This window comes from Alicycliphilus denitrificans (genome assembly GCF_044792555.1).
Lineage (GTDB): Bacteria > Pseudomonadota > Gammaproteobacteria > Burkholderiales > Burkholderiaceae_C > Alicycliphilus > Alicycliphilus denitrificans_A.
This window is the reverse complement of sequence record NZ_CP126238.1, coordinates 1,518,436-1,532,428: the sequence shown is the minus strand read 5'-3', so window position 1 is coordinate 1,532,428 and position 13,993 is coordinate 1,518,436. Positions and strand designations below refer to the sequence as shown.

Below are 13,993 nucleotides of genomic sequence, written 5' to 3'. Positions count from 1 at the left end.
TGCCCAGCAGGCAAAACCGCACATTCTAACTTTTCACCAAGTCCCTAGCGTCCACCACGGCGCGGGCCGCCGCTGCGCTGCTGCTGCTGGCGCTGGCGCATCAGGCTGTCGGCCCCTATATAGCCCACCGAAGTACGCATGGGGTCGGGCTGCGCATTGCCAACCGAGCGCCCGGTGCGCCCCACCGCCTTGTCACGCCCACCGGCCACCTTCACGCCCAGGGGCTTACGGTCGCCGCGGCGGTCATTCCTGCCCGGCCCGCCTGTGGCACGTGCAGCAGCAAGGTCAGCAGAAACACCTGCGGCCTGCATCAGCGCATGGATGTCATGCTCGTCGAGCTCCAGCCAGGCACCGCGCTTCAAACCGCGTGGCAGCATCATGGCGCCGTAGCGGATACGGATCAGCCGACTCACCGCATGGCCGACGGCCTCGAACATGCGCCGCACCTCGCGGTTGCGACCTTCGGAAATCGTCACGCGATACCAGCAATTGGCCCCCTCGCCACCGCCCTCCTCGATCGAGCCGAAGGCAGCCATGCCGTCTTCGAGCCGCACCCCGCCGATCAGGAGCTGTTTTTCCTCCTCGCTCAGCGCACCAAGAACGCGCACGGCATATTCGCGCTCCAGTCCGAAGCGCGGGTGCATGAGCTTGTTGGCCAGTTCGCCGGAACTGGTGAGCAGCAGCAGGCCTTCGGTATTCAAGTCCAGGCGCCCCACCGATTGCCACTTGCCCTGCTGCAGACGCGGCAGCTTGCGAAACACCGTGGGGCGGTTCTGCGGGTCGTCGTGTGTCACGATCTCGCCGGCCGGCTTGTGATAGGCGATCACGCGCATGGGCGGCGGCGCTATGCGAAAGCGAATCGGCTTGCCATTGACCTTGATCTGGTCGCCAAATTGCACGCGCTGACCGATGTGCGCCGGCTCGTTGTTGACAGAAATGCGTCCTTCAAGGATGAGTTGCTCCATCTCCAGGCGCGAGCCCATGCCCGCCTGGGCCAGCACCTTGTGCAACTTGGGGGTTTCCGGCTGGGGTTGCAGCACGCGCTTGGGCGGCGCCACCTCGGCGTTGCCCTCGTCCTGATCGAGCTGCCCCGACACCACGTCGGCAAAACGATAACCCTCCCTCTCGGGAGCCTGCCTTTGCGTGCGCTTGTCGTGCTGATCACGGGCATCACGATGGCCGGCACCTTGGTTTTTTTGCCCTGACTGCACTGCCTCTTGCTGCTCAGGACTGACATCTTCATGCGCCTGCTGTGGCACAAGCTCCACCCCATCCGCGGCAGAGCCCCGAGCTGGCGTGCGCTTGCGCGGCCTGCGTGTCTTGACCACCTCCCCAGAGGCGGCGGTGTGCGTCTCGGCGGGCAACTGGGCCGCATCCAAGTTCTTGTGCGTATCGTTCATATCAATTTCCTGTGACGCCAGCGCCAACATCCTCGTTTTCCACGCCGCCCACCGAAGCGGCCGCGTCTTCAATCTCCACATCAACCTCGGTCAGCACCTCGGCAGCATCCAGGGCCATCTCCAATTCCGTCTCGCTACCCTGCGGCACCCCGGGAGTTACACCCAGGGCATCCAGCACCGCGGCCTGCACGCCTGGGTCTTCCAGCGTGGGCAGTTGATCCAGAGACTGAAGCCCCAGGTCGTCCAGAAACTGCCGCGTAGTGGCGAACAATGCCGGACGCCCCACGGTTTCGCGCTGGCCAATGACCTCTACCCAGCCCCTGTCCTCCAGCTGCTTAATGATCAGACTGTTCACGGTCACGCCCCGGATGTCCTCGATATCGCCGCGCGTCACCGGCTGGCGATAGGCAATGATGGCCAGAGTCTCCAGTGTGGCGCGGGTATAGCGCGGTGGTTTTTCCGGATGCAGGCGATCAAGGTACTCACGCATCTCCGGGCGGCTTTGAAAGCGCCAGCCAGTGGCCACCTGCACCAGCTCCACGCCGCACAGGGCCCATTCCTGCTGCAGTTGCAACAACAGCGCCTTCACCGAGTCTGACCCCACTGCATCGTCGAACAGGGTGCGCAGCTCACGCACCGTCAAAGGCTGAGGAGCACAGATCAACGCGGTTTCTAGAACCCGTTTGGCATCCACCGAATTCATGGTTCAGCAGTTCCGATAAAGGCAACCGCTCGCCATGACGGGGCAGTTACCTGGGATTGGGGACATCTGCAGCGCGAAAGTGCTGCAAGTGGCAGCGCGCCATCACTGGGCAGGCATGGCGTGAGCGGCATAAAACCCGAACGCCTGCGGCGAATCAGCCGTCACCGTCCATTGTAACGCAGCCCCCATAAATCAAGGGCTTGCAGCATGTCAGGGGGTAGCGGGGCGCGAAACTCCATGGTCTCACCAGTCACGGGATGCGAGAAGGCCAGGCGAAAGGCATGCAGGGCCTGCCGCTGCATGGGGCCGACTTGCTCGCCGCCATACAGCGCATCGGCCACCAGGGGATGGCGCAGGGACGCCATATGCACACGGATCTGGTGCGTGCGTCCGGTGTGCAACGTACAGCGCACCAGGCACACCTCGTCACTGCTCGCTAGTAACTCGAAATCGGTGCGCGCAGGCTTGCCCGCGTGCTGTTCAAGATCAACCACGGCCATGCGCAGGCGGTTGCGCGGGTCGCGCCCTATCGGCGCCTGTACGCTGCGTGCAGGCGGACCGTGCCACCCGCCCCAGGCCAGCGCCAGGTATTGCCGGCTGACCTCGCGCGCCGCAATCATGCGTACCAGTGCATCCATGGCGGCGCGATTGCGCGCCACCACCATGAGACCGCTGGTGTCCTTGTCCAGCCGGTGCACGATGCCCGCGCGCGGCACCTGCAGGGCCTGGGCATCACGCCCCAGCAGCGCGTTCAGGAGAGTACCGCTCCAGTTGCCAGGCGCCGGGTGCACCACCAGCCCAGCCGGCTTGTTGACGACCAGCAGATGCTCATCCTCATACACCACGTCCAGCGGCAGGAATTCGGGCTTGAAGGCCTGGCTTTGCTGCGTGGGGCGCATCTCCACCACCACGCGATCACCTGCCCTGACCTTGTGGGCGGGCTTGGGTGCCGGCTGACCATTGAGGCGCACGCTGCCATGGGCCAGCAATTGCTGCAGATAGCTGCGTGAAAACTCTGGCACCAGTTCCGCCAGTGCCTTGTCCAGGCGCGCGTTGTGCTGCGCGGCCGATACCAGCACGTCGCGCAGCTCAAACTCGGCTTCCTCCGCCGGCTGAGCCGCATCTTCATCCGGCCACAGCGGCCCGGCGCCCGACACCGGCTCGCTCAACGCTGAGGCAGATAGCGTGCGGGATCCACCGGCTTGCCCTGCCGGCGAATTTCAAAATGCAGCTTCACGCGATCGGCATCGGTACTGCCCATTTCGGCGATCTTCTGTCCGCGGCGCACGTTTTGATCCTCTTTCACGAGCAGCGTCTGGTTGTGCGCATAAGCCGTGAGATAGGTGTTGTTGTGCTTGAGGATCACCAGATTGCCATAGCCGCGCAGGCCCGCACCGGCATACACCACGCGGCCATCGGCCGCGGCCAGCACCGGGTCACCCGCCCTGCCCGCTATGTCAAAGCCCTTGTTGCGCGCCTCGTCGAACCCCGCCAACAGAGATCCCGAAGATGGCCAGATGAAGTTCATGTCGTCGCCACCAACGGCCACTGCAGGCGCGGCTGCGGGAGCTGGCGCCACCGCTGGCGCAGCCGGCGCGGTGATTGCTGCCGTCGAAGCTGCAGAAGCTGCGGAGGCAGCTGGCTTGGGCGCACCGACCACTGCGGCCGATGCCAAGGGCGAAGAGGAAACCGGCCGGGTCACAACACCCGTGTCGGAAGCCACGGCAGCGGCGGAAGCGGCCGCACCCGGGGCCGCCACACGCAAGACCTGGCCCACCTCGATCAGGTTGGCGTTCTCAAGGTTGTTCCAGCGCGCGATATCTTTCCAGCTCTGCCCGTTTTCCAAGCCGATTCGAATCAGGGTGTCCCCGGGCTTGACGGTGTAGTAACCCGGCTTTCCTGCGTTTTCAGCGCCCGGCAGGGGCTTGACCTCGGGCGCAGCCGGAGCCGGGGCTGCTCCACCATTGGCGAATGTGCCTCGATCCACCACCGGCGCCCTGTTCACCGGGGTGCTGCAGCCCGCCAGCCAAACTCCGGCCAGGGTCATCAACCCCCAAGTCACAAGACCACGCGATACCAACATAAGTACTTCCTTCAGGCAACCCCTGATTTTAGGGGCACGAAATGCACGGCTTCGAGAACACTCTGTTTCAAGCCCTGCGAAGTTTTGTCCACAACCAGCAACAGTTGGCGCCCATCAGGGCCCGCCATGGGTGCGACCAGGCGCCCGCCCACAGCCAGCTGCTCACCCCATTGCGCGGGAAGGCTGCTGCCGCCTGCGGCGGAAATGATGCCCGCATAGGGAGCGCCAGAGGCATAGCCTTGCATGCCGTCGCCCAAAATCAGGTGGACATTGGCCAGGCGCATCGGGCGCAGGTTGTCACGCGCCTTTTCGTGCAACGCGCGCAAGCGTTCTATGGTGTACACCTCGCGCGCCAGCCGAGCCAGCACGGCTGCCTGATAGCCGCAACCGGTGCCAATTTCCAACACCCGGCCAAGGCCATGCGCACGCGCGCAATCCGCACCCAGCAGCAACTCGGTCATGCGCGCCACGACGCTGGGCTTGGAGATGGTCTGGCCCAGTCCTATAGGCAGGCTGGTGTCCTCGTAAGCCTGGTTGACCAGGGCGGTATCGACAAAGCGGTGCCGCTCCACCTCCCCCATGGCCTGCAGCACAGGCGCGGCCGTGACACCGGAGGCCGCCAGCCGCTGCACCATGCGCCCGCGCACCGCCGCCGAATCCAGGCCCACGCCCTGCGGCGTGGGCGGTTGCGCCGCACGTAATACGCTAGGTGACGCAACCGCGGCGCCGGCCCCAGGGCCCTGCGGCCGGCCAATACGTGCGGGAAATCCGGGGCGGCGCTGCATCACGGGTTCCCTGCCGGAGCGACAACTGACGCCAGACGTGCAGCGGTTTGCGCCCAGTAGCCCAGACCGTCATGGTCGGTCAAGTCCACCTTGAGCGGCGTCATGGATACGTGACCATGGGCAGTGGCATGGAAATCCGTGCCCTCGGCCGCGTCCTTCGCCGCTCCAGCGCCGCCTATCCAATACATCATCTCGCCGCGCGGACTTTGCTGCTCTATGACGCGCTCGGCCGCATGGCGCCGGCCCAGGCGGCACAGGCGCAAAGGGCGCAGCGCATCGAACGGCATATTCGGAATATTGATGTTCAGCAACCACGGCGCCTCCCCGACCAGTCTTTGCCGCAGCATCTGCTCCACGATCTCGCGCGCCTTGCGCGCCGCGGAATCGATCTCACCCCAGCCCTTATCCACCTGGGAGAAGGCAATCGACGGAATACCGAACAGATAGCCCTCCATGGCCGCCCCCACGGTGCCCGAGTAGATGGTGTCATCTCCCATGTTGGCGCCGTTGTTGATGCCCGAGACCACAAGATCCGGCCGGTAGCCCAGCAACCCCGTCAGCGCGATATGCACACAATCGGCCGGCGTGCCATTCACATAGCGAAAACCATTGCCCGCGCGGTGCACATAAAGTGGCGCGTGCAGCGTCAGGGCGTTGGACTTGGCGCTGTTATTGTGCTCGGGGGCCACCACCTCGACGTCGGCAATGGCCTTGAGGGCGTCATGCAGCGCCACAATGCCCGGCGCCTGGTAGCCATCATCATTGGAAATCAGGATCTTCATGGTCAGGATGACTGAGTGCAACGCATTGTAGGAGGGGGAGGCGATGCACCCCTATTGCCGCTCCCGGATCGATGCGCCAGCACAGAATATGAGTGCTGTGGCTATTCAAGTCCGCCCTGCTCTGTCACACTTCGTAGCCTTGCATCTTCCCGCCGATACTGCAGATGGACTCTGCCAAACCCCCTTCCGCCCAGTCCCCTTCCGATATCGCGCGTGAAACCCTCAAGCTGCTGGCCGCGCGCCGACTGCCTCCCTCTCCGGAAAATTACCAGGCCCTCTACGAAGAGGTGGCCGGCATCCGGTCTGCTCCACTGTTTCCGGCCACGCAGTTGCGCCAGATCATGCGCGTCATACCCTGCCAGACCCCAGGGCAGCAGCGCCAGCTCAAGCTGCTGGAAAAAGCCATCGAGCAGCAGGATTGGCCCATGTTGCAAAATGTGTTCGTGGGCTATGCCAACCTAGGGCTGTCGCCGGCTGCGGCGCCGCAAGCTACCAGCATCAGCATCACCCATCTGCCCCCCATACTTGCCCAGAATCTGGCGCGCCTGGTGGAGAACACGCTACCAGCCCTGAGCGAAGACGATGCCCGCGTGCACGAGCAGGCGAAACAGCTGAGCCTGTTCCTGCGCGAACCCAATCCCCCGGTACCCCTGACGGAGCAAATGCTGGGCAACTACAGCTACCGGCTGTCCTTTGCAGCCGAAGATCAGGCCGCCATACGACAGGGTCTGCTCGGATTGCTGCGCCTCATATTCGAGAACATTTCCGCCCTGAGCATGGACGAGCCATGGTTGCATGGCCAGGCCGAGGCCCTGCTGGCCGCCTCCACGCCGCCGCTCACGCTGCGCCGGCTCGACGACGTGCAGCAGCGGCTCAGGGACGTGATCTTCAAGCAGTCCGAGGCCAAGGAGCGATCCGCCCAGGCACAGACCCAGATGCGCGAACTGCTGGCCACCTTCATCGAGGGCCTGGCGCAGATGGACGAATCCAGCAGCAACTACAACGAAAAGATGGAGGACTGCGCCGCGCGCATAGGCCAGGCAACCCAGCTGCAGGACATCATGCCGCTGCTGGAAGAAGTCATTGCCTCCACCCGCGCCATGGCACTGAGCAGCCGCATGGCCCGCGCCGAGCTGCAGGACCTGCGCGAACGCGCCGAGGCCACGCATGCCGAGATCGAGCAGTTGCGCCGCGACCTGGACCACGCCAGCACCCAGGCGCGCCACGACCCGTTGACCGGCACCCTGAACCGCAAGGGACTGGATGAAGCCATGGAGCGCGAAATTGCGCGCGCACGCCGCCAGGACACGCCCCTGTGCGTAGCCCTGCTGGACGTGGACAACTTCAAGTCCATCAACGACCGCCTGGGCCACGACGCGGGCGATGAGGCACTCAAGCATCTGGTGCAGGTCACGCGCGAAGTCATGCGGCCACAGGACCAGCTGGCACGCCACGGCGGCGAAGAGTTCGTACTCATCCTGCCCGACACCGCGCTGGCCGAGGGCGTGAAAGCCATGGAGCGCCTGCAACGTGAGCTGACCAAGAGATACTTTCTCCAGGAACAGGAGCGTGTGCTCATCACCTTCAGCGCCGGCGTGGCGCAGGTAGAGGGCGACAACGGCTATGCCGACGCCATACGCCGCGCCGACCAGGGCATGTACCTGGCCAAGCGCAGCGGCAAAAACCGCGTGCTGGCCGCATAGACACGGGGTCATGCCAATGCCCATGGTCGCCACCGACCGGCGCAGGCTGCTCCGTCAGGCAGCCTCGGCCGCCATGGCCACGCAGTTGCCGCGCTGGGCTTGGTGCCAGCAGCGCCTGCGGCACAACCCGTTCGGCCTGGGCGTGGCCAGCGGCGAGCCCTTGGCCGAAGGCGTGGTGCTCTGGACCCGCCTGCTGCCGGAAAACCTGGCCGACGCCGGTGCGCCCTGGGCCGGCCCGCTCACCGTACGCTGGGAGATCGCCGACGATGCACAGTTTCGCCGTATCGTGCAGCGCGGCACCGCCACCGCTCTGCCCGAGCTGGCGCACAGCGTGCACGTCGAGGTGAGAGGCCTGCAGCCCGCCCGCTGGTACCACTACCGCTTCATGCTGGACAACGTGGCCAGCGCCACCGGCCGCACGCGCACGGCTCCCGCACCAGATACGCTGGAGCAGCGGCTGCGCCTGGTCTATGCGTCATGCCAGCGCTGGGAAAACGGCTTCTACGCCGCCTGGCGCCATGCCTGTGCCGACCAGCCCGACCTGGTGCTGTTCCTGGGCGACTACATCTACGAGAATCCCACGCCCAAGGACCAGAGCGGGCTGGCGCGCGTGCACGGCCTGCACCTGCCACGCAGGCTCGCCGACTACCGAGAGCGCTACGCCCTCTACAAGAGCGATCCCGACCTGCAGGCGGCCCACGCCTGCGCCCCCTGGGTGGTGACCTGGGACGACCACGAGGTGCAGAACGACTATGCCGGCAGCCACGGTCTTGGTGACGCCGCCGAGTGGCTACTCCTGCGCACGGCCGCCTGGCAGGCCTTTTATGAGCACATGCCGCTGCGCGCAGCGGCCTTGGAGCCTTCCGCCTTCCAGGGCCTGCAGATCTACCGGCGCCTGGCCTGGGGACGGCTGGCCAGGCTGCATGTGCTGGACACACGCCAATACCGCGACCTGCAGGCGTGCCGCGTGCCAGGCAGCAGATCGGCCGGTGCGGTGCGTCCGGCGACCTGCCCGGAGCTTGCAGCCCCCCAGCGCAGCTTCCTGGGCCGGCAGCAGGAAGACTGGCTGCAGGCCGGTCTGGAGCAGGATGCGCACATGCAATCCACCCGCTGGAGCGTGCTGGCGCAGCAGACCCTGCTCTCGCCGCGCCACTACCCATCGGGCCAGCAGTCTGCCGACAGCTGGGACGGCTACCCCGCCGCACGCGAGCGCCTGCTCAGCAGACTGGCCGAGCGGCCGCCGCGCAACACCGTCGTACTGGGCGGGGACATCCACCAGAACTATGTCTGCAACGTGATGGCGCCTCCCAATGACGGCGCAGCCCGCATTCTGGCGAGCGAATTCTGCGGCACCTCGATCAGCTCGCGCGCCGGCACCACGCAGGACAAGGCAGACGCCATTCGCCGCAGCAACCCCCATGTGCTGCTGGCGCGCAGCGAGGAGCGCGGCTATGGCCTGTGCGACATCACGCCCACGCAGTGGACGACCCAGCTGCGCGCCATCCGCGATCCGCTCGACGCGGGCAGCGACGCGTACACCCTGGCCCGTTTCGTGGTGCAAGACGGCCACCCAGGCCCCCAGCCGGCATAGCACCCAAGCCCGGTGCCGGCGCCCGCGCCCAGGCGCCCGTCAGCCTCCCCCGCCCGCCTCGGGCACGTAGACCATGGAGCCGTCCTTGAGCCGGTAGGCCACGCCGGCCTTGGCACCCTGGCCCTCGCCGATCTCGCCGCTGGCCTTGTAGCGATCGAGCTTCTGGCCGTCCTTGACGATGATTTCCATATTCTCCTTGCCCGGGTTCTTGATCACGGTCACCGACTCGTTGCCGAACGGGTTGACCGCGCTGTTGGCCACGGCCAGCAGCAGGGCGGCAATGATGACCAGGAACACGTCGATAAGGTTCACGACCGAGAGGATGGGGTCGTCCGCCTCCAGGTCTTCCATCAGGCGCAGGCGGCTCATAGGGCCCCCTCCACGGCCATGACGGCCACGGGGTCATGGCCGCGTGGGCTCACTTCGACGGCCGGTGCATCGTGCTCGATGGCCGCCAGGTCCACGGCGTACCAGCGCCGGCGCACGTTGACCACGGTGTAGCTGATGGATGCTGCCAACAGCGCCAGGATCACCGCCGAGAAGGCCACCGTGAGGTTGCGCGACACGTCCGCCATCTGGCCGTCGGACAGCGCCATCAGCGCCGGCCCCATGGGGATCATGGTGGCCACCAGGCCCAGCATGGGCGCGATGCGCGTGGCGATGCGCGCAAACTCCATGCGCTTCGTGGCCAGGGCTTCGAGCTCGGTCAGCGTGAGCCGCGGGTTGCGCGCCAGGGCCGCCGCCAGCTCAAAGCCCCCGGCCTGGCCGCTGTGGCGCTGCCAGGCCTGCCAGAGAAAGGCGCCCAGGGCGTAGAAGGCATGCACGAAAAGCAGGGCGATGAGCACCAGCACGGGCGTGAGAAACAGCTGGCTGGCGGAATACATCGCCGATTCGATGGGATTGACGGTCATGGTGTCTTGGTTAGTTGGAGAGTGAAAAACCGTTGCTGCGGCGCTGCGCCAGCGCACCTGCGCCGCTGATGCCCGCCAGGGCCAGCGCGAACAGCGCCGTGGCAGGGCTCAGGGGCGGCGCCTGCGGGGGGTCGACCTTGGCCAGGCGCATGCCGGTGACCACGGGCGGTGCCGTGGGCTGGGGTTCGGCCTGCGCTTCTGGCTGGGCCTGTTGCGCATCGGCCGCAGGCATGGGCGCCTGCAGGCCGTAGCCGGCCTGGGCGGCATTGGGCGCGCCATCGGCCACGAACGCGGCAAAGCGCGCGTTGTCGGTGTGCACGTCAAAGCGCCGCGACAGGTCGCGCCAGCGCTCTTTCAACTCGCGCACGGTGGCGGCGTCGGCCTGCCAGTAGCCCTGGCGCGCTGCCTCCAGCATGCGTTCCATGGTCTGTGCCAGGGCGTGGGGGTTCTTGGATTCGAACCATTTTTGCAGGCCCAGCTGGTGCTTGTCGCGCACGTAGACATCCACCATTTCCTGCCACTGGTCGTCGCGCACGATCTCGCGCGCGGTGGCCGTCCAGCCCCAGAAGTTGTTGGTGGCGTCCAGCACCTGCAGCGTGCCGGCGTAGCCCTCCTTCATCAGGCCCTGGATGTAGCCGGGGTGGAACTGGCGCGTGGCCAGCTCCTTGGCCAGGAACTGCGCCGCGCCCTCCACCCGGCCAGCTCCGGATCCGCGCAGGTTGCTGATGTACAGCTCGGGCGCCTTGCCGTCCAGATGCCGCACGGCCAGCGCGATGCCGCCCAGGTACTGGAAGGGGTCGTCGGTGGTCAGCATGCCGTAGAGGTTGGAGCTGCGCGAGAGCACGGCGCCCTCGGTGCCGCTCAGGTGCTCGGCATACAGGTTGACGGCCTTGCCGCCTTTGCCGTCACCCACGCCGCCTACGCCGGCCCGGCCCCACTGCGACTCGTCCGGGCCGTAGGCAAACTGCATCTTGTCCAGGTACAGCCGGGCCAGCTTGCGGTCGCCCTCGGCCTTGCCCTTCCAGGTGTCGGTGGCCAGGGCCGCATCATCGAGTCCCGTGCCGTAGCGCCCGCTCTCGGACGCAAAGATGCGCGTGGCGCCGGCCAGCTCGGCGGCCTGGGCGTCGGCGCCGGCGTCCATCATTTTTTGCGCAATGCGCTGGGCGTTGGCGGCGACGGGGTTGTCCGCCTCCCTGGCGCGCGCCGCCAGCAGCACGGCCTGGGCCAGCTGCTTCATGACGTTGGGAAAATGGTCGCGGTACAGGCCGGTGGCCGACAGCACCACGTCCACGCGCGCACGGCCCAGCTGCCCGCGCTCAACCAGCTTCACGCCGGTGACGCGCCCGCCGCCGTCCCACACGGGCTCCACCCCCAGCAGCCACAGGGCCTGGGCTTCGAGCAGGCCGAAGTGGCGCATGGTCTCCACCGACCACAGGCTGAAGGTGAGCTTTTTCGGCAGCCTGCCGTGCAGCCTCTGGTGTTCTGCCAGCAGGTTCTCGGCCGCCTGCTTGCCCGCCTCCCAGGCCTGCTTGGTGGGCACGCGCGAGGGGTCGAAACCGTAGAGGTTGCGGCCCGTAGGGTAGGCGTCGGGGTTCTTGATCGGGTCGCCGCCGTAGGAGGTGGGCAGGTAGCGCCCGTCCAGCACGGCCAGCAGGCCCGCAAGCTCGCCCTGCGCGCCCAGGTTGTCATAGGCCTGGCGCGCGTCCCGCAACGCCTTTTGCAGATTGGCGGGCAGGCCATCCAGGCCTTCGCCGGCGACCACATGGCGCTGCAGCAACTGATAGGGTGCGGTTTTCTCCAGTTTGTCCCAGGGGCCGACCAGGGCCTCGTCGATGTCAGCCGCGGGCACGCCGGCATGCTGCGCCGCGGCCTCCCAGAAGTTTTTCCCCAGCATCAGCAGCACGGTGCCCAGGCGGTGCAGTTCCTCGGGCGCGCGGCCCAGGGTGTGCAGGCCCTGGGGCTGGGCGGTTTGCGCCAGTTCGTGCAGGTGGTTGTGCAGCTCCTGCACGAAGTCGGCAAAGCGCTCACGCGCCTTGGCCTCGGTCCAGCCCATGTCGGCGATCAGGCGCTCCTTCCTGGCGGCGGCCAATAGGTCGGCGGCCATGCGCTCGCGCACGGCGCCCTCGTCCTGCGCCTGCCATTGGTGCAGCAGGTCGTGCATCTGGGTCAGCGCATCGTGCAGGCCGCCGGGGGCAAACGGCGGCGTCTGGTGGCTGACTATGGTTGCCCGCCCGCGGCGCTTGGCCTGGGTGGCCTCGCCGATGTTGTCGGCGATGTAGGGGTAGGCCACGGGGATGTCGCCGAGCGCCAGCAGCGGCGCGTCATGCACCGACAGGCCGCGCTCCTTGCCCGGCAGCCATTCCTGCGTGCCGTGCGTGCCGTAGTGCACCAGCGCGTCGTTGTGCTGGCGCGTCCACAGATAGGTGGCCAGATAGTGGTGCGGCGGCAGGTTGGTGGTGGAGTGGTAGATCTCCTTTTCCTTGGCGCGCGCGTCCTGGCTGCCCGGGGCCATGCCGCTGCGCCCGGGCTGCGGCAGCAGGGTGACCCGGCCCAGCTGCAGGCGCGGGATGACGAAGAAGTCCTGCCCGCCGCGGCGGATCACCCAATGGGATTTCTCGGGCGCGCCCCAGGCGCTGCGCAGCGCGTCCTGCGTGGGCTGCGGCAGGCCGGAGAGCCACGCGCGGTAGTCCTGCACCGGCAGCAGCGCGGCCAGCCCGTCCTGCAGCAGCGGCGCCAGCTCGCCACCGCGGTAGGCCGGGGCCAGCAGGCGCTGCAGCAGGGTGATCAGGTGCGTCTCGTCGGGCACCTCGGTGCGGTAGCCCGCGGCCGCCATGGCGGCCAGCGTGCCTTGCAGGCTGCGCGGCACGTTCAGGAACGAGGCGCTCAGGTTTTTCTCGCCCGCCGGGTAGTTCCAGAACATCACCGCCACCTGCTTGTCGGCATGGGGCTTGCGCTGCAGCTTCACCAGGTTCAGCGCCTTGGCGGCGACGGCGGCGGCCTGGGGGGCGATGGGCATGATCTGCTCATCGCCCTTGCGCGTGGCGGAGGCGACCTGGATGTCGGTGATGCCCGCGTATTCGGCCTGCGCCAGGTAGAAGGGCACGTCCATGGTGGCCACGCCCTGCGGGTTGGCGGCCCAGTCGGCCTCGTCGCCGCGGCGGTAAGTCATGGCCTGGATGACCGGGATGCCCATGCGCTCGAACTCCGCACGGCGCTCGTCGGCATTGAGCGTGATCTGGGTGTTGATGAGCACATCGGCCAGCACCGGCGTGCCCGGGCCTGCGGGCTGCAGCACCCTGGGAAAGCCGCCCTCGCCCATCATGGGCGTGTAGAACGGCAGTGCCACGGCGCCCCCGGCCTCAATGCGCGCGACCATGTCGTCGATGAAGGCCGTCTGCATGGCGCCTATGTACTGCTGGTGTAGCGCGATGGCGACCACGGGCTTGCGCGCGGGTGCCGCCAGATCCACGCCCTGGCTGCGCAGGAAGGCGTGTACGTCCGCCGTCACCAGGCCGGACCAGCGCGGGTGGTACACGCCGGTCTTGGGGAAGACCACCGGGTCGGGCGCCGCCACCAGGGGCTTGCCGCCGGCGAGCTGCGCCGCCAGCGTGGCGAAGAAGCCCTCGTAGTTCTGCCGCCCGCCGCTGGCGTAGTAATGAATGAGGCGGCGCGCCACGGCCTCGCTCAATCCGCCGCCCCAGGCGGGCTTGGCGTCGTACAGCCAGGCGTTGGGCGCCTTGAGCGCAGGCAGCGCGCGCACCAGGCGGCTGCGCACCTCGTCCTGCAGGTAGCTGTCGAAGAACACCGCATCCCACCCGCGCCACAGGCCGGCGTCCACATCGGCCGGCAGGCTGTTCAGGTAGCGCACCTCGACGGTCAGGCCGTGCGGGCGCGCGATCTCGGCGAGCTGGTGGAACTTGCCCTGGGGCACATTGCCCGTGGCGATGAACAGCACCGACGCGGCGCGCGCCGCACCGGCCAGCAGCAGCAGCGCGGCGCACAGCAACCAGCGTAGCTTGTGATTTATAGTCAAAT

Annotated in this window: 11 protein-coding genes; 2 read left to right on the top strand and 9 right to left on the bottom strand. The window is 67.1% G+C overall.

Annotated elements, in window-relative coordinates:
• Positions 1 to 44: 44 nt before the first annotated feature.
• The 6 genes from P7644_RS07330 to surE all read right to left on the bottom strand — a co-directional run bounded on the left by P7644_RS07330 (position 45) and on the right by surE (position 5,753).
• Positions 45 to 1,400 (bottom strand): pseudouridine synthase, encoded by a 1,356-nt coding sequence (locus tag P7644_RS07330; protein ID WP_404302511.1) that lies wholly within the window; start codon positions 1,398 to 1,400, stop codon positions 45 to 47.
• Between the two features lies 1 nt (position 1,401).
• The gene (gene scpB / locus P7644_RS07325; RefSeq protein WP_404302510.1) at positions 1,402 to 2,103 is read right to left on the bottom strand and encodes an SMC-Scp complex subunit ScpB; all 702 of its coding nucleotides are present in this window, start codon (positions 2,101 to 2,103) and stop codon (positions 1,402 to 1,404) included.
• Between the two features lie 161 nt (positions 2,104 to 2,264).
• Positions 2,265 to 3,272 (bottom strand): RluA family pseudouridine synthase, encoded by a 1,008-nt coding sequence (locus P7644_RS07320; protein WP_404302509.1) that lies wholly within the window; start codon positions 3,270 to 3,272, stop codon positions 2,265 to 2,267.
• On the bottom strand, positions 3,269 to 4,186 hold the full coding sequence (locus P7644_RS07315; protein ID WP_404302508.1) for a peptidoglycan DD-metalloendopeptidase family protein: 918 nt from the start codon (positions 4,184 to 4,186) through the stop codon (positions 3,269 to 3,271). The genes P7644_RS07320 and P7644_RS07315 overlap by 4 nt, the downstream gene beginning before the upstream one ends.
• A gap of 11 nt (positions 4,187 to 4,197) precedes the next feature.
• Positions 4,198 to 4,971, bottom strand: coding sequence for a protein-L-isoaspartate(D-aspartate) O-methyltransferase (locus tag P7644_RS07310; protein ID WP_404302507.1), 774 nt, complete (start codon positions 4,969 to 4,971; stop codon positions 4,198 to 4,200).
• Positions 4,971 to 5,753: a 5'/3'-nucleotidase SurE gene (gene surE / locus P7644_RS07305; protein ID WP_404302506.1), complete on the bottom strand. Its 783-nt coding sequence runs from the start codon at positions 5,751 to 5,753 to the stop codon at positions 4,971 to 4,973. The genes P7644_RS07310 and surE overlap by 1 nt, the downstream gene beginning before the upstream one ends.
• 164 nt (positions 5,754 to 5,917) lie before the next feature.
• On the opposite strand from surE, the gene P7644_RS07300 reads away from it, so the two are divergent.
• On the top strand, positions 5,918 to 7,456 hold the full coding sequence (locus P7644_RS07300; protein ID WP_404302504.1) for a diguanylate cyclase: 1,539 nt from the start codon (positions 5,918 to 5,920) through the stop codon (positions 7,454 to 7,456).
• A 10-nt stretch (positions 7,457 to 7,466) separates the two neighbouring features.
• The gene (locus P7644_RS07295; RefSeq protein ID WP_404302502.1) at positions 7,467 to 9,047 is read left to right on the top strand and encodes an alkaline phosphatase D family protein; all 1,581 of its coding nucleotides are present in this window, start codon (positions 7,467 to 7,469) and stop codon (positions 9,045 to 9,047) included.
• A 39-nt stretch (positions 9,048 to 9,086) separates the two neighbouring features.
• Here the strand turns inward: P7644_RS07295 and P7644_RS07290 are convergent, their stop codons facing one another.
• The 3 genes from P7644_RS07290 to cobN are packed head-to-tail and all read right to left on the bottom strand — an operon-like array spanning position 9,087 to position 13,991.
• Positions 9,087 to 9,416 carry a DUF2149 domain-containing protein gene (locus tag P7644_RS07290; protein ID WP_404302500.1) on the bottom strand — a complete coding sequence of 110 codons (330 nt, stop codon included), beginning with the start codon at positions 9,414 to 9,416 and terminating at the stop codon, positions 9,087 to 9,089.
• Positions 9,413 to 9,958 carry a MotA/TolQ/ExbB proton channel family protein gene (locus P7644_RS07285; RefSeq protein ID WP_404302498.1) on the bottom strand — a complete coding sequence of 182 codons (546 nt, stop codon included), beginning with the start codon at positions 9,956 to 9,958 and terminating at the stop codon, positions 9,413 to 9,415. The genes P7644_RS07290 and P7644_RS07285 overlap by 4 nt, the downstream gene beginning before the upstream one ends.
• A 10-nt stretch (positions 9,959 to 9,968) precedes the next feature.
• Entirely contained in the window at positions 9,969 to 13,991 is a 4,023-nt protein-coding gene (gene cobN, locus P7644_RS07280; protein WP_404302496.1) for a cobaltochelatase subunit CobN, read from the bottom strand.
• Positions 13,992 to 13,993: the final 2 nt, after the last annotated feature.

Coding starts and splice junctions, on each gene's coding strand:
- P7644_RS07315 (WP_404302508.1), bottom strand. CDS start 4,186: ATGTTGGTATCGCGTGGTCTTGTGACTTGGGGGTTGATGACCCTGGCC.
- P7644_RS07300 (WP_404302504.1), top strand. CDS start 5,918: ATGGACTCTGCCAAACCCCCTTCCGCCCAGTCCCCTTCCGATATCGCG.
- P7644_RS07310 (WP_404302507.1), bottom strand. CDS start 4,971: ATGCAGCGCCGCCCCGGATTTCCCGCACGTATTGGCCGGCCGCAGGGC.
- scpB (WP_404302510.1), bottom strand. CDS start 2,103: ATGAATTCGGTGGATGCCAAACGGGTTCTAGAAACCGCGTTGATCTGT.
- P7644_RS07295 (WP_404302502.1), top strand. CDS start 7,467: ATGCCAATGCCCATGGTCGCCACCGACCGGCGCAGGCTGCTCCGTCAG.
- P7644_RS07285 (WP_404302498.1), bottom strand. CDS start 9,958: ATGACCGTCAATCCCATCGAATCGGCGATGTATTCCGCCAGCCAGCTG.
- surE (WP_404302506.1), bottom strand. CDS start 5,753: ATGAAGATCCTGATTTCCAATGATGATGGCTACCAGGCGCCGGGCATT.
- P7644_RS07330 (WP_404302511.1), bottom strand. CDS start 1,400: ATGAACGATACGCACAAGAACTTGGATGCGGCCCAGTTGCCCGCCGAG.
- P7644_RS07290 (WP_404302500.1), bottom strand. CDS start 9,416: ATGAGCCGCCTGCGCCTGATGGAAGACCTGGAGGCGGACGACCCCATC.